Raw genomic sequence first — 23305 nt, 5'->3', positions numbered from 1 at the left:
CCATATCATCATGTTTCAACATGAGACAGTATTATTAAAAGAAACAGTTGACGGTTTAAACGTCAAAGAAGACGGTACATATGTGGACTGCACGCTAGGCGGCGCAGGTCATAGCTCATATTTACTATCTCAATTATCAGAAAAAGGTACATTAATTGGGTTTGACCAAGACGATTCTGCACTGGATCATGCACGAGAGAAGCTCGCACATGTTAAAGCGAACATTCTTTTCATAAAAAGCAACTTCCGATATTTAAAAGAACGTCTGAATGAACAAGGAATTACAAGCGTAGACGGTGTGATTTTTGATCTTGGGGTTTCATCACCTCAGCTTGACACACCAGAGAGAGGCTTTAGTTATCACCATGATGCACCTCTTGACATGCGAATGGATCAAACCGCTGCTTTGTCGGCAAAACAAGTGGTGAATGAATGGCCATTTGAAGATCTAGTTCGGATTTTCTACAAATATGGGGAAGAAAAGTTCAGCAAGCAAATCGCACGCAAAATTGAAGAAGCCAGAAAAAAAGCGCCAATTGAAACAACAGGAGAGCTTGTCGACATTATTAAAGAAGGAATTCCCGCACCTGCAAGACGAAAAGGCGGACATCCAGCGAAAAGAGTATTTCAAGCGATCCGAATTGCCGTAAATGATGAATTGAAAGTATTTGAAGAAGCACTAGAACAAGCAATAGAGTTACTCAATCCGAAGGGGAGAATTTCTGTCATTACATTCCATTCACTTGAAGATCGGATTTGTAAAAGTACATTTAAAGAAATGTCTTCTCTTCCAGAACTTCCGCACGGACTGCCAGTGATTCCAGAAGGACTTGAACCAAAACTGAAGCTGATCACGAGAAAACCAATCGTTGCATCAGAACAAGAGCTGGAATATAACAACCGTGCCCGTTCAGCGAAGCTCCGAATTGCAGAAAAAAAGTAAACGACACCATAGATGATGATAAAAAGGAGGTTTCTTATGAGTAATTTGGCTTACCAAAGAGAAGTAAAGCAACATCAAACCGAGCAACAAGGTCAATCGGTTGTGATTAGAAGAAGAGGTTCTATTACACTTGGTGAAAAAATCTTACTTGTCATGTTTGTCATGGCTCTCATGTGCAGCTCGATCCTCATCATTTCGAAAGCCTTTGCTGTTTATCACGCAAATATCGAAGTGCAGAAACTAGAACAGCAAGTGTCTTTAGAATCGAAAAAGATCACTGAACTGCAAAAGCAAAAAGATTTACTAAGTGAACCAGAGAGAATCATTGAAGCCGCTAAAAAAGCAGGCTTAAGCATGTCGAAAGATGTTAAGAAGGTCGATTAACATGGCGATGCCTAAAAAGAATAAAATGATGAACAGAGGCGCGGCAATTGCGAGTATTTGCTTCGCCCTGTTTTTCTTTATCATCCTTGCACGTTTTATTTATATTCAGATTACGGGAACCGTCGATGGACAAGTGTTAGCTGCAAAAGCCAATGAACAATATCAATCGAAAAAAACACTTGAAGCCAAAAGAGGGTCCATTTTAGACAGAAACGGAAATGTGATTGCGGAAGATACATCTGTGTATAAACTGATTGCGATCATGAGCAAGAAAATGACGGTCGATCCAAAGCATCCGATGCATGTCGTTGACAAAGAAAAGACAGCAAAAGAGCTGTCAAAAGTCATTGATATGAGTGAGAGTGAAATTTTAAAGCGTCTGAATACAAAGGATGCGTTCCAAGTCGAGTTTGGTAAAGCCGGAAAGGATATTAGTTTTTCAACTAAGGAAAAAATTGAAAAGCTAAAACTTCCTGGGATCGCCTTTGAAAAAGATACAAAGAGGTATTATCCAAACGGCATGTTTGCTTCGAACTTAATCGGTTATGCTAGATTAGATGAAGCCACCAAGGACATGTCAGGCGCAATGGGTCTAGAAAAGGCTCTGAATAAATATTTAAAAGAAAAAGATGGCTATGTAACGTATAACAGCGACAGAAGCGGATGGGCACTTCCGAATAGTAAAGAAGACATCGTTGCCCCGAAAGACGGGAAAAACGTCACATTGACCATCGACCAAAAAATTCAAGCATTTCTTGAAGAAAGTATGACGCAGGTCGCTAAAAAATATAAGCCGAAGAAAATCATTGCGACAGTCGTTGATCCGAAAACTGGAAGAGTTCTTGCAATGGGACAGCGGCCAAGCTTTAATTTAAATGAACTCGACATTACGAATTATAACAACGATGTCATTTCTTACGCATTTGAACCAGGTTCAACGATGAAAATTTTTACACTTGCTGCTGCTATCCAAGAAGGAGTGTACCAAGGCAGTGACAAGTATCAGTCTGGTACTTATAAAGTAGGCGGCGGTCTTGTAAGAGACCATAACAACGGAAATGGCTGGGGAAAAATTGATTTTCATGAAGGTGTTCTACGTTCTTCAAACGTAGCTTTTGCGAAATTGGCAAAAGAAAAATTAGGTTTCACACGCTACGAACAATACTTGCAAAAATTCCATTTCTATGACAAAACAGGCATAGACTTGCCGAACGAAGCGTCTAGTAAAATCAATTTCAGATACGAATATGACAAAGCATCGACTGCTTATGGTCAGGCGTCCGCGATTACCCCAATTCAGCAAATTGAAGCGGCGACAGCCATTGCAAACGGTGGAACGATGATGAAGCCATATGTAATCGATCATATTACAGACCCGAACACAAACAAAACAATTTTACAGCACGAACCAACAGTAGCAGGAAAACCAATTTCTTCTGATACAGCGAAGCAAGTCCGTGACATTTTAGGTGAGGTCGTTTCCTCAAAAATTGGCACAGGACAGCCTTATCAAATCAAAGGTTTTGATGTCGCTGGGAAAACGGGTACAGGACAAATTGGCGGTGCTGGCGGCTACCTTCAAGGGAGAAACGATTACGTCTTTTCATTTATGGGAATGGCACCAAAAGATGATCCGAAGCTGCTCGTTTATGTGGCTGTCCAACAGCCTCAGCTATCTGAAACACAAACAGGCTCTGCTCCTGTTTCAGAAATCTTTAACCCTGTGATGAAAAATAGTTTGCTTTATTTAAATATCGCACCAACAAAAACAGACGATAAAAAATCTGGCAAACAGAAAATAAAACAAGAAACAATGCCGTCATTCCTAGATTTAGAAGTGAAACAGGCAGAAACAGAAGCAAAAAACAAAAAGTTATCACCTGTTGTCATTGGTGACGGTCTATCCATTAAACGCCAATGGCCAAGTGCGGGCTCTGAATTCTCTGAAAGCCAGAAAGTCTTTTTGAAAACAGCAGGGAAAACCATTAAAATGCCTGATATGACAGGCTGGTCCAGAAGGGAAGTTCTTCAATATGCGTCTATTTCAGGTGTGCATATTGAAACAAATGGACAGGGATATGCTGTCAAACAAAGCGTGAAAAGTGGAGCGGAGATTTCAGATAAAGTCGTCACAGTGACCTTCAAAAGTCCCAATTAACTTGAAAACCTAGCAAATCATTTGCTAGGTTTTTTTCTTTTGCTTGAGCGATGGACGAGATCGTTCTATAAATAGACGAGCCTGCATATGATGAAAACAAGCCATATGTAAGGAGTGAACCGGGCGTGCGAGTGTCAAGTGTAACAGTGAGAAAACGATTGCTTTTCGTGCTGCTGTTTGGGGTGATCATTTTTTTCATCATAGATACTAGATTAGGATATGTGCAGTTTATTATGGGCGAGAAGCTGACAAGTTTAGCGAAAGATTCATGGAGCCGTAACCTCCCATTTGAACCAGAACGAGGAGATATTTTGGACCGAAATGGGGTGGAGCTTGCGACGAACAAAAGTGCTCCCTCTATTTTAGTCGTGCCGCGGCAAGTGAAAGACCCAGCAGAAACAAGCAAAAAATTAGCTGCAGTACTGAATATGTCTGAGGAGAAAGCGTACAAGCATGTCACCAAGAAAACGTCTATAGAGAGGATTTCTCCAGAGGGGAGAAAAGTATCTCATGAAAAAGCAAAAGAAGTCAGAGAACTTGATTTAGATGGAGTCTATGTAGCAGAAGACAGCATCAGACATTACCCGTTTGGAAGTTTCTTATCTCATGTATTAGGTTTTGCTGGAATTGATAATCAGGGCTTGCTTGGGCTAGAAGCGTACTATGATGATGACCTAAAAGGTGAAAAAGGCTCTGTGAAATTTTATTCTGATGCAAAAGGGCAGAAAATGCCAGATGAAGCAGATGATTATACACCGCCTAAAGATGGGCTTGATATGAAATTAACAGTTGATTCAAAAGTGCAAACCATCATCGAACGAGAACTAGACAATGCTCAGGCAAAATATAACCCAGATGGCATGATTGCCATTGCCATGAATCCGAAAAATGGTGAGGTGCTGGGAATGTCGAGCAGACCTGACTTTGATCCGGCTGACTATCAATCAGTTGATTCAAAAGTATTTAACCGAAACTTACCGGTGTGGAGCACATATGAGCCAGGATCGACGTTTAAAATCATTACACTGGCAGCTGCTCTGGAAGAAAATAAAGTAAATTTAAAACGTGATCAATTTTTTGACAGCGGATCTGTGACAGTGGATGGCGCAAGGCTCAGATGCTGGAAAAAGGGAGGACATGGATCACAGTCGTTTCTAGAAGTGGTACAAAACTCTTGTAACCCAGGATTCGTCGAGCTAGGCGACCGTCTTGGAAAAGATAAACTATTTTCTTATATTAAAAATTTCGGCTTTGGTCAAAAGACAGGCATCGACCTTCAAGGAGAAGGTAGAGGAATTTTGTTCCCGCTTGATCGTGTTGGTCCTGTAGAACAGGCAACAACAGCCTTTGGTCAAGGTGTATCTGTTACGCCGATTCAACAAGTAGCTGCAGTGGCAGCCGCAGTAAATGGAGGAACGCTTTACACGCCGTATATTGCAAAAGAATGGATCGATCCAATTACAAAAGAGGTAGTTAAAAAGCAATCACCAATTGCCAAGAAGAAAGTTATTTCAGCGGAGACGTCTAAAGAAATCAGGTATGCCCTTGAAAGTGTAGTCGCTCAAGGAACTGGCCGGAATGCATTCGTTGAAGGATATCGGGTGGGCGGAAAAACAGGAACAGCACAGAAAGTAAAAGACGGAAAGTACATGGAAAATAACCACATTGTGTCATTTATCGGGTTTGCACCTGCGGATGATCCAAGCATTGTTGTATATGTAGCAGTAGATAACCCAAAAGGCACGATTCAATTTGGTGGGACAGTAGCAGCACCTATTGTGGGCCATATTATGCGAGACAGTCTGCCTGAAATGGGCGTGAAAAAAAGAAAAGGACAAATTGAAAAGAAGTACCAATGGCTGGACACAAAAATCATTGAGGTACCGAATCTTGTAGGAGGATCTGTTTCTGACCTTGAATCACTCCTGATTAATTTAAAGATTGATGCTTCAGGAACTGGCAGTAAAGTGGTGAAGCAATCGCCTGCTGCCGGCACAAAGGTCAAAGAAGGTTCCACGATCCGATTATACTTAAATGATGAATAATAAAGAATGAACAGAGGGTAGCCGCACTCATTCGGCTGCCTCTTTTTGTTGAAAGTGAAGGGTCGCTTTAAAAAAAGAGCATAAAGTGTGTTTTTTCCAAGAGAAACTTAAGGAATACGCTGGATGTATCCTTTTTTTTACGATAAAATATAGACTGTGTGTTTTTTTCACAAGACATGCACGTGAACGAATTTGAGAGGTTTGATATGAAATGAAATTACAAGAACTCCTTACATACTTTAAAAGTGAAAACAGTGAACTGATAAACGAAAATCCGGAGATTACTTCCATTGAAATGGATTCAAGAGAAGTGAAAAAAGGGAGTCTTTTTGTCTGTATAAAAGGCTATACAGTAGATGGACATGATTACGCTGAAAAAGCAGTGAAAAGCGGGGCTGTAGCGATTGTAGCAGAACACCCACTTCACATAACAGATGTACCAGTCATTATTGTAAAACACTCTCAAAGAGCACTTGCAAGAATGGCAGATGCTTTTTACGAACAGCCAACTCATAAACTCAATCTAATTGGTATTACAGGAACGAACGGGAAAACGTCCACAACACACATGATTGAGCAAATCATGAGAAAAGCCGATAAAAAAACAGGTTTAATCGGTACGATGTATATGAAGGTAAACGATGAAATTCTCGAAGTGAAAAACACAACACCTGAGAGTGTCACCCTTCAGAAGACCTTTAAGCAGATGCTTGATCAAGACGTAGATACGGCCATTATGGAAGTGTCATCACATGCTTTGCATCTTGGGCGTGTTCATGGATGTGATTATGATATTGCCGTCTTTACAAATCTTACCCAAGATCATCTGGACTACCACAACACAATGGAAGAATATAAACATGCAAAAAGCTTGCTCTTTTCCCAGCTCGGAAGTGCCTTTCAGCACGATAAGCCGAAGCATGCCATTTTAAATGCAGATGATGAAGCGTCTAATTATTTTGAAAAAGTCACAGCTGCTGAAATTATGACGTATGGCTTAGAGCAAGAATCAGATGTAATGGCAAAGAACATTCAAATCAAACCAAAGGGAACACAATTTGATTTGATTACCCCAATCGGCACAAAAAACGTGACGGTTGCCCTTATTGGGAAATTCAATGTGTATAACATTCTAGCAGCTGTATCAGTAGGAATTGTATCAGGCTTAACGTTTGAAACGATCGTTAGTGCCATTGAAGAACTTGAGGGAGTCAAAGGAAGATTCGAACTTGTGAATTTTGATCAAGACTTCCCAGTCATCGTTGATTATGCGCACACACCTGACAGTTTAGAAAATGTACTGACTACGTGTAGAGAATTAACAGAAGGTAGAATTTTCTGTGTAGTTGGCTGCGGGGGCGACCGTGATAAAACCAAGCGCCCTCAGATGGCCCAAATCGCTGTGAAATATGCAGATGAGCCTGTTTTCACATCAGATAATCCAAGAAGTGAAGATCCATCAGCCATTTTGAAAGACATGGAAAATGGCGTGCCAAACGCCTATTATCACAGCTTTGTGAACCGGAAACAGGCCATCTTTTTTGCCATTGCTAATGCAAAAAAGGGCGATACAGTCTTAATAGCTGGAAAAGGCCATGAGACGTACCAAATCATTGGTGATCAAGTCTATGACTTTGATGATGCCAAGGTGGCAGCGGACGCTATTTTAGATCTAAACAAATCTTAAAAATGATGAAAAGAGTGTAATGAAATGAAGCATTTTGTACAAAAACAACATACGAAAGACACGAATGAATATCATAATAATGAATGCTATTTTCTAATGGAAAACGGCTTTGGAAATTCGGAAGGAGTAAAGAACAATGCTTGAACAGGTGATATTGTTTACAATCATAATGGGATTTTTAATCAGTGTTCTTTTATCCCCGATTTTTATTCCGTTTTTAAGAAGGCTTAAATTTGGTCAAAGTATTAGAGAAGAAGGACCTCAGTCTCACCAAAAGAAATCAGGTACCCCAACAATGGGTGGAATTATGATTATCTTTTCTATTACAATTACAACGATCGTGATGATTAACAAATTCTCTGAGATTAGTCCAGAAATGTTTTTATTGTTATTTGTCACCCTTGGCTACGGATTATTAGGATTTTTAGATGATTATATTAAAGTAGCGATGAAGCGAAATCTTGGCTTAACATCGAAACAAAAACTGATCGGGCAAATTGTGATTGCTGTGATTTTCTATGCAGTCTTCCATTATTATGAGTTTGCAACGACTATTCGCATTCCAGGAACAGATGTCAGCTTTGACTTAGGATGGGCATACTTTATCCTCGTCGTTTTCATGCTTGTCGGTGGTTCTAATGCGGTAAACCTTACGGATGGACTTGATGGTTTATTATCTGGAACAGCTGCTATTGCATTCGGAGCTTTTGCTATATTGGCTTGGAATCAATCTCAGTATGATGTGGCGATCTTTTCGGTAGCAGTAGCAGGCGCTGTCCTTGGGTTCCTTGTCTTTAATGCGCATCCTGCAAAAGTATTTATGGGTGATACGGGATCGCTTGCTTTAGGCGGTGCCATAGTGGCCATTGCCATTTTAACGAAACTTGAGATTTTACTCGTCATTATTGGAGGAGTATTTGTTGTTGAAACGTTATCCGTTATCCTTCAAGTCATCTCCTTCAAAACAACTGGAAAAAGAATCTTTAAGATGAGCCCGCTTCACCACCACTATGAGTTAGTTGGCTGGTCTGAGTGGAGAGTAGTTGTCACCTTCTGGACAGCTGGTTTATTGCTTGCTGTTTTAGGAATTTACATCGAGGTGTGGTTATAATTGAATAGGATGCAAATGTTAAAAGACGAACATGTACTAGTACTAGGCCTTGCAAAAAGCGGATATGCGGCAGCCTCAATTCTTCACGAGCACGGAATAAACGTGACGGTCAATGACCAAAAAGCTTTTGAAGAAAACGAGCCTGCTCAGTTACTTTCTGAAAAGGGGATTGATGTCATTTGTGGCAGTCATCCTCTTCGTATGTTCGACGATAAAGAAATTACGATTTTAATTAAGAACCCGGGAATTCCTTATGAGAATGTGATGGTTCAAGAGGCGCTTCGCCGAAAAATTCCAGTTTGGACTGAAATAGAATTGGCGTATCATTTGACCTCATCTCCTTTTATTGGGATTACCGGATCAAATGGAAAAACGACCACGACCACTTTGATTTATGAAATGTTGAAAAAAGACAGTCAAAAAACATTGGTAGCAGGTAATATCGGAACGGTCGCAAGTGAAGTTGCCGCGCGTGCAGCAGGCGATGAATGGATCGTAACTGAGCTCTCATCATTTCAGTTAATGGGAACCGTTGAATTCAGACCTAAAATCAGCTTAATATTAAATATTTTTGACGCACATTTAGACTATCATCACACGCGTGAAGAATACGAAAAAGCAAAACAGAAAGTGTATGCACATCAACAAGAAGATGACATAGCTGTGGTTAACCTAGATGATCCAACTGTTGTCAAACTAGCAGAAGATTCGAAAGCGCAAAAAGTGTTTTTCTCAGTTAAAGAGCCGGTAGCACATGGAGCGTTTATTAAAGATGGTGCCATCTACTATATGAATGAACATGTCATTGACCTCAAGGATGTTGTTCTTCCTGGTGAGCATAACCAAGAAAATATTCTAGCAGCTATTTGTGTTGTAAAAAATGCAGGCTGCTCAAACGAAGCGATTGCGCAAGTTCTTACTACATTTAGTGGAGTGAAGCATCGTTTGCAATTTGTGGAGACGATTCAAAATAGAAAATTTTATAATGACAGTAAAGCGACCAATATACTGGCAACAAGTAAAGCTTTGTCTGCCTTCAAGCAGCCGACCATTTTACTAGCAGGTGGACTGGATCGTGGCAATGAATTTGATGAATTAAAACCTTTTATGAAGAATGTAAAAGGAATGATTACATTTGGTGAGACTGCGCCTAAGTTTGTGAAGCTTGGTGAAGAGCTGGGAATACATCACGTAAAACATGTCGATAATGTTGAACAAGCAGTACCTGCGGCGTTTAGCATATCTGAAGAAGAAGACGTGATTTTATTGTCTCCAGCTTGTGCAAGCTGGGATCAGCATAAAACATTTGAAGAACGTGGAGACATGTTTGTAAACGCCGTGCATATGCTTAAATAAGGGCTTGTCTCTCATATGACTGACAGCCCAAATGAAATTATGCTTGGGGTGTCGGTCTCTTGACGAATAAGAAAACTTCTCCGGATTTTTTGCTTGTTGTCATTACGTTACTTTTATTGACGATTGGTTTAATTATGGTGTACAGCGCAAGTGCTGTGTGGGCATCGTATAAATTTGATGATTCGTTTTATTTTGCAAAAAGACAGCTTTTGTTTGCCGGAATCGGAGTTATCGCAATGTTTTTCATTATGCGGGTCGATTATTGGACGTGGCGGACTTGGTCAAAGATACTGATTGCAGTGTGTTTTCTCCTTCTCGTGCTTGTCTTGATTCCTGGTATCGGTATGGAGAGAAATGGTTCAAGAAGCTGGATTGGTGTCGGTGCGTTTAGTATTCAGCCCTCTGAATTTATGAAGCTTGCGATGATTGCGTTTCTTGCAAAATTCTTATCTGAAAAACAAAAGAATATCACATCCTTTCGTAAAGGTTTCGCCCCAGCACTAGGCATTGTGTTTTCTGCATTTGCCATCATTATGCTACAGCCGGACCTAGGTACAGGAACGGTTATGGTTGGAACCTGTATTATTATGATATTTGTTTCAGGTGCGAGAATCGCTCACTTTATCTTTCTCGGTCTTTTAGGGCTTAGCGGATTTGCCGCACTTGTCTTATCAGCACCCTATCGAATAAAACGAATTACATCTTATTTAAATCCTTGGGAGGATCCACTTGGCAGCGGGTTTCAAATTATTCAATCCTTATACGCTGTCGGTCCAGGGGGTCTGTTTGGAATGGGGCTAGGTCAGAGTAGACAAAAATTCTTCTATTTGCCTGAGCCTCAAACAGACTTTATCTTTGCTATATTGTCTGAAGAACTTGGATTTATAGGTGGATCACTCATTTTGCTGCTCTTTAGTGTTCTATTGTGGAGAGGCATTAGAATAGCCCTCGGTGCACCAGATTTATATGGAAGTTTCTTGGCAGTGGGCATCATCTCAATGGTTGCTATTCAAGTAATGATTAATATCGCAGTTGTCACTGGTCTCATCCCTGTGACGGGCATCACACTCCCATTCATAAGTTATGGCGGTTCATCACTGACATTAATGCTGATGGCAATTGGCGTACTTTTGAATGTAAGCAGGTATGCTAGATATTAATGTGCTGTTAGTTCATGAAACCATATAGACTTTTATTTTGCAAAAGTATGAAAAAATGATTTGAAGAGTGAAAATGGCAGTTTCTGTTTCGAAAACATGATGATTGACTCTTCTTTACAGGTTTTGACGGAGCCCTGTTGTTTAAAACAGGGTTTATACTTTGTTCAGAGCAGAAAAAAATTGAGGGGAAATGGTATAATGCGTATAGTTATTAGTGGAGGCGGAACAGGCGGGCATATTTATCCTGCTCTAGCTTTTATTAAAGAAGTGAAAAGACTGCATCCTGATGTGGAATTTTTATATATTGGCACTGAGAATGGGCTTGAAAAGAAAATTGTAGAAAGAGAAAATATCCCTTTTAAATCAATTGAAATTTCAGGTTTTAAAAGAAAGCTTTCCTTTGATAATGTAAAAACAGTGATGAGGTTTCTAAAGGGCGTCCAAAAAAGTAAATCTTATTTAAAAGAATTTAAGCCGGATGCTGTTATTGGAACAGGTGGTTATGTGTGTGGTCCAGTTGTTTATGCTGCGTCTAAGCTAAAAATCCCAACGATCATTCACGAACAAAATAGCCTGCCAGGCATCACAAATAAGTTTCTGGCACGGTATGTGAATAAAGTAGCCATCTGTTTTGAAGAAGCAAAGGAACACTTTCCTTCAGAAAAGGTTGTTTTTACGGGAAACCCAAGAGCCTCTGAAGTCGTCTCTATTAAAGAGGGAAAATCTCTTAAAGAGTTCGGGCTGGATGAGAAGAAAAAAACGGTTCTCATTTTTGGCGGGAGCAGAGGTGCAGCCCCAATCAATCGAGCAGTGATTGACATGCAAGATGAATTAAAGGCAAAGAACTATCAGCTTTTATATATTACAGGTGAGGTTCATTATGAAAAAGTGCTGAACGAATTAAAAGAAAAAGGTGAAGCACCGAATATGATCACAAAGCCTTTCTTGCATCAAATGCCGGAGTATTTAAAATCAATTGATGTCATTGTTGCAAGAGCTGGAGCCACAACGATTGCTGAAGTGACGGCACTTGGAATTCCGACTATCTTCATTCCAAGTCCATACGTGACCGCAAATCATCAGGAAATTAACGCTAGATCACTTGAAAAACATGATGCTGCGATCGTTTTAAGAGAATCAGAGCTTTCTGGAGATCGCTTGCTTCATGCAATTGATGAAATTGCTGGTAATGACGAGAAACTACATCAAATGAGCCGTTTAACAAAAGAACTTGGAGTACCAGATGCGGCCACACGTTTATATAATGTGTTAAAAGAAATTACGACTTCATGATGAATGATATGAGGTAAGGCGGAGGGTAATATGGAGAACTTGAAGAATGAATTATTAGAAGCGCAAGTTGGTAAAGTACTTGAAAATGAACCGCTTGCAAATCATACGACAATGAAAATAGGCGGACCGGCCGATCTATTAGTCATCCCTAAAGATATCGATGCTGTCAAAACAATTATGGATCAGGTAAAAAAACATGATACTCAATGGACGGTCATTGGGAGAGGATCCAATTTACTTGTCCTTGATAAAGGAATTCGCGGGGTCGTTTTAAAGCTGGGCGCTGGGCTTGATCACTTAACTGTCAATGATGAAGAAATTACAGTTGGTGGAGGCTATTCAGTTGTAAGACTCGCGACGTCTCTTAGTAAGCAGGGGCTGTCAGGATTGGAATTCGCAGCTGGTATTCCAGGATCTATTGGTGGCGCTGTTTATATGAATGCAGGGGCACATGGATCTGACATTAGCAAGATTCTTGTGAAAGCGAGAGTCTTATTTGAAGATGGAACGATCGAGTGGTTAACTAATGAGCAAATGAACTTTAGCTATCGAACTTCTGTGCTTCAAAAGGAACGCCCTGGAATTGTTCTCGAAGCAGTGTTCAAGCTTAAACAGGACGAACGTGAGAAAATCACAAAGAAAATGCAGCAAAATAAAGATTATCGCAAGGAAACACAACCGTATAATAAACCATGCGCCGGCAGTATTTTCCGAAATCCATTACCTGAATATGCAGGACAGCTTGTAGAAAAGGCGAATTTAAAAGGATATCAGATTGGCGGCGCTAGAATTTCTGATATGCACGGAAACTTTATTGTCAATGCTGGTGGGGCGAAGGCTCAAGATGTGCTCGACTTAATTCAGTACATTCAAAAGAAAATCAAAGATGACTACAATGTAGAGATGCATACAGAAGTAGAAATTATTGGTGAAGCAAATTAAAGGCTACTACTTATGAATGATGGTATCACAGGAAAACAAACGGCATTTTTTCATGCCGTTTGTTTTCTAATCAATATGAGATAAAGAATGATCCAAAGGTGCGGACAAGCAGCTTTGAATGAGGTGAAGAGTATATATGCGGCCTGATCATGAAAATGAAAAGATCGTCAATATAGAAGAGCGAATCCCTAAAATTAAAGAACAAAGGAAGCAGAAAGCGAATCGGAGATTAATCTCTTTTATTCTGCTGTTTTTTATCATGGTTTTAATTATTGTCTATTTGCAAACACCAATCAGTAAAATTTCTTCTTTGACCATTAGTGGTAATGAACATGTACCAACAAAACAGCTCGTTAAACTTTCGCAAATTAAAGAAGGCGAGACAGAGTTTTGGAACTTAAATAAAGATATGACAGCAGACCATATAAAGCAAAATAAATTGATTAAAAGTGTCAGTATCAAAAAACATTTCCCTAATAAGGTCAGTATTGCTGTCAAAGAGTATTCAAATATTGCGTATCTGCAAAAGGGACATTTTTATTATGAGCTTCTTGAAAACGGGACGGCTTTGCCAGATGAAGTAACGCCAAGTCACGCAGGACCTATTTTTGTCGATTGGAACAATAAAGAGAAATTGAAGCAAACAGTGAAAGCTCTGAATCAACTGCCGGCTTCTATTCAGGAAATAATCTCAGAAGTATATTACGTACCGACTAGCTCCAATCAGTGGCTCGTTAAATTTTATATGAATGATGGAAACACCGTTATTGCATCAATTAAAACATTCGCAGATAAAATGACGACGTACCCTGCCATTGTCAAAGAGCTTTCGTCCTCTGAGAAAGGTACGATTCATATGGAAGTAGCCACATATTTTGAAGCTTTTAAATCTAAGAAAAAGGAAGATGAACGTTGAGAGGCAAAACCGTCATATTCTCAATTGTAATGCTTGTTCTTGGATTTCTGATTTCTTTTTCATACCAATATACGAAGCAGCATCGAGCAGATGTCAATCGAACAGAACAATGGAAAAAAGAATATTCTTTGAAAAGTCAGCTAACAAAGCAAGAAAAGGCGAATCAAAAACTTGAAAAAGAACTTTATCGTCTTCAATCAAAGGTCCAAGAAACAGAGTTTGGTTTGAAAAATGAAAAAGAGAAGTATTTTAATGTTTTGGAAGATGTTGAGAAATACAGAATGTTTACAGGAGAAATAGGTGTAAAAGGGAAAGGGGTAAAAGTATCTCTTGAAGATGCATCTTATATCCCGAGTGGACAAAATGTCAATAATTACATTGTGCATGAGAGCCACATTTTCCATGTGATAAACGAACTATTTATATCAGGGGCATCTGCTGTAGCTATAAACGGACAAAGAATCACACACCAATCATACATACATTGTAACGGTCCAGTCGTCACGGTTGATGGTGTTCAACATCCAGCACCATTTGTCATTTCTGCTATTGGAGATCCTGCTGTTTTAATTCCTGCATTAAACATTGCAGGCGGGGTGGTTGATCAGCTGACAAGTGATCATATTTCCATGACGATTGAAAAGAAGGATATTCGTATGAATCCTCTTCTAAGAAACAAAGATTAAATGTGAAAAGGTGAGTGGTGTTGAGGAAAAAGAAGCCATTACTTAGTTTGACAGTCCTGATGGTCATATTTGGCATCATGGTCTCCATCCAGTTTAACTCTCTACAAAAGCCTAAAGTTCGCGATACTCGAGACGTTTGGGAATTAAGAGAGGATTTATCTGCATCTAAAAGTAAAGAACTGGATTTATTGAAAGAAATTGATAAATATGATGAAATGCTAAAAAAGTATGGCAACCAAGAAGATCAATCAAAAGAAGCACAATTAACAAAAACGTTGAAGGATTTGAAAGAAAAGGCTGGTTTTACAGAGGTAACGGGTGAAGGAGTTGAAATAGAAATTACTCAGCTTTTTTCTAAGGAACTTACCGGAGAAGAAGTCAAAAATATACCACCTGATCTTCTAAAAAAATTAATCAACGAAGCCAATATGTTTGGGGCAAAACATATTTCCATTAATGAACACCGGGTGATTAACACCAGTGTTATTCGAGATATTAATGGTACGACGAAAATGGATGGTTACAGCATAGATGGTGATACAGTCACGATTAAGATGGTCAGCGAGCAGGCCGATAAATTATACAGCCGTTTAAATGTATCAGATATTGGTGATTTGTTTGCTCAGGAAAATTTCAGTTTGAGTATTAGACCGCCGAAGAAAAAAATTCATTTAAAAGCATTTGACGGTACAATTCAATTAAATGAATTGAAGCCTCTTGACGATGTAAAGGAGGGAAAATCTTAATGTGGCTTCCTGTACTTGGTTTAATCATAGGAGTTGCGATCGGTTTCTTAACGAATTTTACGATACCGAATGAGTATTCTAACTATCTTTCCCTCGCCGTACTTGCTGCGCTTGATACATTGATTGGTGGAATCAGAGCACATCTGCAAGGGGCATACGATGAACTAGTGTTTGTATCAGGTTTCTTCTTTAATATTATACTCGCAATAAGTTTAGCTTTTCTGGGCGTCCATCTTGGTGTAGACTTGTATTTAGTCGGAATGTTTGCATTCGGTGTTAGATTGTTTCAAAATATCGCCGTTATTCGAAGAATTCTACTAACAAAATGGACAATTTCTAGAGAAAAAAAGAAAAAAAGTGAGTCATAAAAAAGGATATACATATGATGTAACGAATATTTTCAGTAATCCTAATAAAAAATGTTGATTTTTTAAGTTTTGTTACACACTTGTAAAAACACATTCATTGTATTGTTGTTCAGCAAATAATAGAATAGAAAGTATTGATATGTGAGGAGGTGCCATAGAATGAACAACAATGAAATTTACGTCAGCCTTGACATCGGTACATCCAATATAAAAGTCATCGTCGGAGAAATGGCGGATGATTCGCTTAACATTATAGGTGTTGGAAATGTCCCTTCAGAGGGGTTAAAAAAAGGATCGATTGTTGATATAGATGAAACAGTTCATTCTATTAGACAAGCATTTGAACAGGCTGAGAGAATGGTAGGTTTTCCTTTACAAAAGGCGATAGTCGGAATTAACGGAAACCACATTCATATTCAGAATACGAGCGGCGTTGTCGCAGTGTCTAGTGAAAATAAAGAAATACATGCTGAAGATGTGAGACGTGTCTTGGATGCTGCACAGGTAGTATCTATTCCGCAAGAACATCTCGTAGTAGACGTAATTCCGAGACAATTTATCGTCGACGGAAGAGATGAGATCACAGATCCGAAAAAAATGCTAGGTGTACGGCTAGAAGTGGATGGATCGTTAATCACAGGTTCTAAAACGATTCTACATAACTGGCTCCGATGTGTAGAGCGGGCTGGTATTGAAATTATGGATATTTGCTTGCAGCCACTCGCATCGGGTTCAGCGGCGTTATCGAAAGATGAAAAAAATCTAGGGGTAGCTCTTGTCGATATTGGCGGCGGCTCTACTACGATATCCGTATTTGAAAACGGGCATCTCTATTCTACTCACAGTATCCCATTGGGCGGAGAGAACATTACAAAAGATTTGTCTATAGGACTTAGAACTTCCACTGAAGAAGCTGAACGAATCAAAAAGCAATTTGGGCATGCATTCTATGATGAGGCATCGTCTGAGGAGACATTTGAAGTTTCCGTCATCGGTACGGACCAAAAACAGACGTATACACAACTTGAAGCAGCCAATATCATTGAAGCACGATTGGAAGAGATTCTGCTTTTTGTGGCAGAGGAATTACGCAATATGGGTGTCCATGATTTGCCTGGCGGATTCGTTCTAACAGGTGGACAGGCAGCTATACCAGGTATCCTTTCTCTGGCACAAACGGTCTTACAAAACAATGTAAGAATCGCAAGTCCTAATTATATTGGGGTCAGGGAACCTCAATATATGACAGGAGTGGGCCTGATCCATTTTGCTTATCGCAATGCAAAGATTCAGGGCAGACAGGTTGGATTCCAAATGCCGGATGAAGCATTTCATGAAGTAGGCGCGTCCATGGAGCCGGTTTCTTCTACACCACAAGTAAAAGAAGCTCAGCCAAGACCGAAAGTGAAACAAAAAGCGCAACAAGAGACAAATAAAAAACCGGGCAAAATGAAAAAACTATTTAATATGTTCTGGGAATAGAACTAGATTTTCGACGGATTAGGAGGATTCAGCATGTTGGAGTTTGAAACAAATATAGACGGCCTAGCATCAATTAAAGTAATCGGTGTAGGTGGCGGCGGAAATAACGCTGTCAACCGAATGATTGAAAATGACGTACAGGGTGTCGATTTTATTGCAGTGAATACAGATGCACAGGCGTTAAACTTATCAAAAGCAGAAACAAAAATGCAAATCGGTGCTAAGCTGACAAGAGGGCTTGGAGCAGGTGCGAATCCTGAAGTCGGTAAAAAAGCTGCTGAAGAAAGCAAAGAACAAATTGAAGAAGTTCTAAAAGGCGCTGACATGGTCTTTGTGACTGCCGGTATGGGTGGTGGAACTGGTACGGGTGCTGCACCTGTCATTGCGAAAATCGCAAAAGATTCTGGAGCCTTGACAGTCGGAGTTGTGACTCGTCCTTTCACATTTGAAGGAAGAAAGCGTCAGCTTCAAGCAGTTGAAGGGATTGCTTCTATGAAAGAAGCAGTTGATACGTTAATCGTGATTCCAAACGATCGCCTGCTTGAAATTGTCGATAAAAACACGCCAATGCTTGAAGCATTCCGTGCAGCAGATAACGTGTTAAGACAAGGTGTTCAAGGGATCTCAGATCTCATTGCAACACCAGGTTTAATTAACCTTGACTTTGCTGACGTGAAAACGATCATGTCTAACAAAGGTTCAGCTCTTATGGGAATTGGTGTCGCAACAGGCGAAAACCGTGCTGCTGAAGCAGCGAAAAAAGCCATTTCTTCACCACTTCTTGAAACAGCGATTGATGGAGCACAAGGTGTTATCATGAATATTACTGGTGGTACGAACCTTAGTCTTTATGAGGTACAAGAAGCAGCGGATATTGTTGCATCAGCCTCTGATGAAGATGTCAACATGATCTTTGGATCTGTCATTAATGATAACTTGAAGGATGAAATTGTGGTCACAGTCATCGCAACCGGTTTTATTGAGCAAGAGCCGGAAGTGACAAAACCTCAAAGAAATCCATTAGGACAAGGATTAAAGCAAAATCAATCCATTCCACAAAAGCGTGAAGTAAAACGTGAGGAACATCAGCAAACATCATCACAACCAAGACAAAATACACAGTCAAGTGATGATACATTGGATATCCCAACGTTCTTACGTAACCGCAACAAACGATAAGCAAGCACGATTCATCCCCTTCCTTTGGAAGGGGTTTTTTTATGTCTGCTTGGTGAGAAGATCCTGAGCCTGATTGATATAAAAGTCTTGTTTCTGACGTGTTATTTGGAACTATCGTATGTGTTTTGGTTTGAGTCTTTTAAGTCAAAAGAATCATTTTTCATTTCCTTTACAAAAAACGACAAAATGTTGAACTTTATTTGACTACATTAATGAGAACACCATGAAACTTGTCATGATCAAAAAGAAGGGGGAGGGGCAGGATACACACTGTTTGACCATTTGAGGAGGAGGGATTTTATTGAAAGTGAAGTTTCGTAAAACCGCCGTCTATCGTTTCATGAGTCTTTTGGTGATTGGTACTTTAACGATGACAAGCTTTGGGATGGTTCAAGCAAAATCGACTTCTACCTCATATCAGGAGGAAGCCGTTTCCTCTAAGACAACAAAAGCCAAGATTTCTTCGAGATTAAAGAAGCAGTTTCAAAAGGAAGATAAGGTGACCTTCTTAGTCAAAATGAAGGAACAAACGAATGTACAAAAAGTAGCAAAAGAAGCTGTATCAAAAGCAAAAAAACAAAAATTAACTGCGGCTAAAACGCAGTACACAAAAAGATCAGCCGTTGTATCTGAGCTGAGAGCAACATCTGATGAAACGCAGCAAGCGCTCCTAGCGTATTTACAAAAGGAAAAAAAGAATAAGCAAGTGAAAGATATTCATTCCTACTATATTGTGAATGGTCTAGCTGTGACGGCAACAAAAGAAGTGATGGAAAAGGTTGCTTCTTTTCCAGAAGTAGCTCAAGTGCTGCCGAATGAAACTCGTCAACTTCATCGTCCTGTTGATCTGAAGCATGCTAAGCCAAACAAACAAATCAAAGCAGTAGATGGAGTCGAATGGAATATTGCTCAGGTGCATGCACCAGAAGCGTGGGATTTAGGCTATGACGGGACCGGAACCGTTGTGGCAAGTATTGATACAGGTGTCGAATGGGATCATCCTGCGCTAAAAGAAAAATACCGCGGGTTTGATCCTGCTCGTCCGAACGAACCATCTCATGAACTGAATTGGTATGATGCCACGACAGGCTCTGAAGTCCCTTATGATGACTTGGAGCACGGGACCCATGTGACAGGCACAATGGTTGGTTCTGAGCCAGATGGAAAGAATCAAATTGGGGTCGCACCGGGAGCAGAATGGATTGCAGTGAAAGCTTTTTCAGAAGATGGCGGTACAGATGCTGATCTGTTAGATGCCGGTGAATGGATTTTAGCACCGAAAGATCAAAACGGAAATCCTCACCCAGAAAAGGCACCTGATGTTGTGAATAATTCGTGGGGCGGTGGGCCAGGTCTTGATGATTGGTATAAAGATGTAGTGAATGCTTGGAGAGCAGCAGACATCTTTCCAGAATTTTCAGCCGGTAATACCGATTTATTCAATCCAGGCGGTGCGGGTTCGATTGCAAATCCCGCTAACTATCAAGAAGCCTTTGCTACAGGCGCAACAGATCAGGACAACAAGTTAGGGTCTTTCTCCCTTCAGGGTCCTTCTCCATATGGCGTAATGAAACCAGATATTGCTGCTCCGGGAGTAAACATTCGTTCTTCGATCCCGGGAAAAGGATATGAGGATGGGTGGAATGGTACATCGATGGCAGGTCCGCATGTCTCAGCTGTTGTTCTTCTTCTTCGCCAAGTGCAATCAGACCTTTCTGTTGATGAAATTCAGCAAATTCTCATTGAGACAGCGAAACCACTGACAGATCAGCAATTTCCTGAATCCCCTAACAACGGCTATGGGGCAGGGTTAGTGGATGCAAGAGAGGCGATTACGGCTTTAACCAATGGAATCGGTACGATTGAAGGCCAGGTGACAAAAGAGGGAGAAGATACAGAGCCACCTGTTTTTTCACATAAAGGTCCGAATGAAATTTTTGCTGCAACGCCAACCCCATTGACCATCACTGCAGAAGATGAGATAGCAGTGGCAAATGTTTCTTTGACTTACCGAGTAGATCAAGGTGAACGGGAGACATTGCAAGCCAACCGCACGGATGGAAATCATTTAAAAGGAACCTATACGGTGCAGCTCCCTGAACTTGAGGGGGAAAACGTGACGTACCGATGGATTGTGAAAGATTTTGGAGAAAATGAAGCGGCATCAGATTCTTATACACTTCCAATTAAAACATCCATCACCACTGGCTACTCACAAGATTTTGAAGCATGGCCAAGTGGATGGTTCAGTGGTGGAACAAAAGATCCGTGGCAGTGGGGAAAACCGTCCACAGGTCCAAAACAAGCATTTAGCGGGGAACATGTCTATGCCACCAATTTAGACAGTCCTTATGAAAATAAAACGGATGCCAATTTGTCTATGCCGCTCATTGCTGTACCAGATTCAGGTTCTTCCTACCTGCAATATCAATACTGGCATGATCTCGAAGCCAATTATGATTATGTGCATGTCTATGTACAGCCAGAGGGGGAAGACGCCGTTCAAGTGACAGCTTATACGGGGAAAACAAATGCGTGGACAGCAGGCGAAGTTGATTTATCTGCTTATAAAGGTCAAAAAGTGAGAGTCCTGTTTCAGATAAGAACAGATGGCAGTGTCACAAAAGATGGCTTTTATTTAGATGATGTGAAAATCACAGATGAGGCTTTGTCTCAACAAGCCAAGAACCAGCTAGGTGTGATCAAAAAAGAAAATTCCACCAGCCAGAATAAGAAATCAGTTGATCCAAAAAAGGCAAAGCCTGCTAAAGTAAAAAATAAACATGTACACATTCAAAAGCAAAACAGTCATGATGCTCCGTCTATTCAAGCTCTTCCAATGAAAGCGCAAATCAGTGTTCTAGAAAGCGGAAAATCAACTTCCACCGATGAAGCGACAGGGAAATATCAGCTGTCTCAAGGAGCAGGAGAATGGACAGTGAAAGCGGAAGCTTACGGCTTTGAATCACGGTCCCAAAAAGTCAAAGTGGCATCAAAAGAAACAGCAGAAGCGAATTTCTCCTTACAGCCGCTAGAGAAACGAACGATCTCCGGCACGGTCGTCAATGAAACAACTGGTGAAAAGGTGAAGAATGCAACTGTTTATCTTGTGGAGGACGCAAAAATTGAGCCGGTGAAAACAGATGAAGCCGGTGAATTTTCTCTAGAGGCATTAAGCGGTGTCTATACAGTCAAAATTTTTGCAAAGGGGTTTAAAGGCTATACGTTTACAGCGGATGTGACGGAAAAGCCACTTGAAAAGTCAGTGAAACTTGAGCCTTTTATCGGTTTTCCGGGAGAGATTGGCTACGATGATGGAACGGCTGAAAATGCGCGGGCTTTCTACGATCCTGGCAATGGCTGGGCTGTGAAGTTTTCATTAGAAAAAGGAAAGAAACAAGCACAAGTCACAGGTGGTCTTTTCCGGTTTTGGACATCAGAATGGCCAGCTCCTGGAGGCGATGAATTTGCTGTTGAAGTATATGATGCTTCTGGGAAGGGTGGCGCACCAGGTGAGAAAATCGCAGGACCTTTAAAAGCAAATGCACTGCGTAATGGTGAATGGACAAAAGTAGATTTAGAAGATCAAGCCATTACAGTGGATGGAGATTTCTATCTTGTTTATATTCAAACGAAAAAGAATACCGAATCGCCGGGACTTGCCACAGATGAAGATGGCCCTAATGCTGAAAGAAGCTGGCAGCTGACGAGCGGTGCTTTTTCTCCTTCTCCGAAAGAAGAGGGGAATTATATGATTCGTGCGCTCGTAAACTATGAAGCAGATATACCAGAAATCACTTCTCCAAAGGAAGGAACCATTACAAATCAAGGTGAATTGACGATTGAAGGCACAGCCTCTCCGGGTCTCAATGTGGCCATTTATCAGAATGATGAAGAGGTGGCCAGCGTCAAATCAGATGAGTCGGGTACTTTCAAAGAAAATGTATCTGTTCCAAGTGGAGAGCATGTCTTCACGGCGGCGACTGTAACGGATAAAGGCTCAACTAAACATTCCAAGCCAGTCAAGGTGATCATCGATCAAACAGCACCGACATTGACCATTGATACACCGAAAAAAGGCGACAAGTCTAATAGAGAATCACTCACGGTGGAAGGGAAAGTAGCGGATGATTATCTAGATCAAGTCACAGTCAATGGAAAAAAAGCGACCGTAAAGGATGGGGCATATTCTGCAAGGGTGCTGCTTGAGAACGGGAAAAATACAATCAAAGTGACAGCAAAAGATGCAGCTGGAAACAAAACGACTAAAAAGGTCGACATCGATGTTCAATATGATGCACCTGTTATTTCTGAATTAACGCCAAAAGATAATATGAATCTATCATCAGGTGAATCGGTTAAGGTTTCATTTAAAAGCAGGGAAAAGCTAGATGCCACCTTTGTTCTTCATATGCCGCTGACAAATGCTAGATCAAAACTTCAAAACACAACCGAACTGCCGATTCGTGAAGTAGCACCGGGAACGTATGAAGGCTACTGGACGGCGACATCTATTGCAAAAGCAAAAGGTGCAGTGATTGAAGTCATTGTCAAAGATGATTATGGAAATGTCACAAGACAGAAGGCAGAAGGAACACTCACCATCAATGAGAAAGAATGACAGCGAAAAAGACATGACTCTTCGGAGCGTGTCTTTTTTTGTGCAATGGATAGAGGAGACACTTGTCCAACAAATCATTCGGATGTCCTTTCTGTCTCATACGTCGACAAAAACGATAACAATCCACCAAAAGTTCTCTATCATCCCCTACAAGAATTGACAGACTTCCATCCGATGACTGTTTTATACTGGTACAAACAAGTGCAAGTACTGCTTTTGATTCTTTGT

At 40.5% G+C, this 23305-nt stretch carries 17 protein-coding genes; all 17 read left to right on the top strand.

The genetic code is table 11. The features are described from left to right. Positions 1 to 10: 10 nt before the first annotated feature. A complete protein-coding gene (gene rsmH, locus MHH23_RS13795) occupies positions 11 to 943 on the top strand; it encodes a 16S rRNA (cytosine(1402)-N(4))-methyltransferase RsmH (RefSeq protein ID WP_340959673.1) in 933 nt (310 codons plus the stop codon). Between the two features lie 36 nt (positions 944 to 979). Continuing rightward, positions 980 to 1327, top strand: a complete 348-nt coding sequence (gene ftsL / locus MHH23_RS13790) for a cell division protein FtsL (protein WP_025207292.1) — start codon at positions 980 to 982, stop codon at positions 1325 to 1327. A 7-nt stretch (positions 1328 to 1334) separates the two neighbouring features. Beyond that, positions 1335 to 3485: a penicillin-binding protein gene (locus MHH23_RS13785; protein WP_045034300.1), complete on the top strand. Its 2151-nt coding sequence runs from the start codon at positions 1335 to 1337 to the stop codon at positions 3483 to 3485. Between the two features lie 125 nt (positions 3486 to 3610). Next, a complete protein-coding gene (locus MHH23_RS13780) occupies positions 3611 to 5530 on the top strand; it encodes a stage V sporulation protein D (protein WP_268431964.1) in 1920 nt (639 codons plus the stop codon). A gap of 211 nt (positions 5531 to 5741) precedes the next feature. Then, on the top strand, positions 5742 to 7217 hold the full coding sequence (locus MHH23_RS13775; RefSeq protein WP_268431962.1) for a UDP-N-acetylmuramoyl-L-alanyl-D-glutamate--2,6-diaminopimelate ligase: 1476 nt from the start codon (positions 5742 to 5744) through the stop codon (positions 7215 to 7217). Positions 7218 to 7353: 136 nt separating this feature from the next. Further along, positions 7354 to 8328 carry a phospho-N-acetylmuramoyl-pentapeptide-transferase gene (gene mraY, locus MHH23_RS13770; protein ID WP_007499771.1) on the top strand — a complete coding sequence of 325 codons (975 nt, stop codon included), beginning with the start codon at positions 7354 to 7356 and terminating at the stop codon, positions 8326 to 8328. 9 nt (positions 8329 to 8337) lie between these two features. After that, positions 8338 to 9684, top strand: coding sequence for a UDP-N-acetylmuramoyl-L-alanine--D-glutamate ligase (gene murD, locus MHH23_RS13765; RefSeq protein ID WP_411801752.1), 1347 nt, complete (start codon positions 8338 to 8340; stop codon positions 9682 to 9684). 59 nt (positions 9685 to 9743) lie between these two features. Further along, entirely contained in the window at positions 9744 to 10844 is a 1101-nt protein-coding gene (gene spoVE / locus MHH23_RS13760) for a stage V sporulation protein E (RefSeq protein ID WP_039166797.1), read from the top strand. A 198-nt stretch (positions 10845 to 11042) separates the two neighbouring features. Next, entirely contained in the window at positions 11043 to 12137 is a 1095-nt protein-coding gene (gene murG, locus MHH23_RS13755; RefSeq protein ID WP_024720309.1) for an undecaprenyldiphospho-muramoylpentapeptide beta-N-acetylglucosaminyltransferase, read from the top strand. Positions 12138 to 12167: 30 nt separating this feature from the next. After that, a complete protein-coding gene (murB, locus tag MHH23_RS13750) occupies positions 12168 to 13079 on the top strand; it encodes a UDP-N-acetylmuramate dehydrogenase (RefSeq protein WP_024720310.1) in 912 nt (303 codons plus the stop codon). A gap of 136 nt (positions 13080 to 13215) precedes the next feature. Continuing rightward, a complete protein-coding gene (locus MHH23_RS13745; RefSeq protein WP_268431961.1) occupies positions 13216 to 13995 on the top strand; it encodes a cell division protein FtsQ/DivIB in 780 nt (259 codons plus the stop codon). Next, entirely contained in the window at positions 13992 to 14681 is a 690-nt protein-coding gene (locus MHH23_RS13740; RefSeq protein WP_024720312.1) for a DUF881 domain-containing protein, read from the top strand. Before MHH23_RS13745 ends, MHH23_RS13740 begins: the two co-directional genes overlap by 4 nt. A gap of 20 nt (positions 14682 to 14701) precedes the next feature. Beyond that, entirely contained in the window at positions 14702 to 15427 is a 726-nt protein-coding gene (locus MHH23_RS13735) for a DUF881 domain-containing protein (protein ID WP_007499758.1), read from the top strand. Next, positions 15427 to 15795 carry a small basic family protein gene (locus MHH23_RS13730; protein ID WP_003210988.1) on the top strand — a complete coding sequence of 123 codons (369 nt, stop codon included), beginning with the start codon at positions 15427 to 15429 and terminating at the stop codon, positions 15793 to 15795. The genes MHH23_RS13735 and MHH23_RS13730 overlap by 1 nt, the downstream gene beginning before the upstream one ends. A 159-nt stretch (positions 15796 to 15954) precedes the next feature. Next, positions 15955 to 17277 (top strand): cell division protein FtsA, encoded by a 1323-nt coding sequence (gene ftsA, locus MHH23_RS13725; protein WP_007499754.1) that lies wholly within the window; start codon positions 15955 to 15957, stop codon positions 17275 to 17277. 33 nt (positions 17278 to 17310) lie between these two features. Beyond that, positions 17311 to 18456: a cell division protein FtsZ gene (gene ftsZ / locus MHH23_RS13720; protein WP_007499752.1), complete on the top strand. Its 1146-nt coding sequence runs from the start codon at positions 17311 to 17313 to the stop codon at positions 18454 to 18456. A 301-nt stretch (positions 18457 to 18757) separates the two neighbouring features. Further along, a complete protein-coding gene (locus MHH23_RS13715; RefSeq protein ID WP_411801861.1) occupies positions 18758 to 23077 on the top strand; it encodes a S8 family serine peptidase in 4320 nt (1439 codons plus the stop codon). Positions 23078 to 23305 lie beyond the last annotated feature (228 nt).

This window comes from Bacillus sp. FSL K6-3458 (assembly GCF_038005045.1).
Classification (GTDB): domain Bacteria; phylum Bacillota; class Bacilli; order Bacillales; family Bacillaceae; genus Bacillus; species Bacillus altitudinis.
The sequence above is the reverse complement of the archived record's forward strand: the minus strand, read 5'-3'. Positions and strand labels throughout refer to the sequence as shown.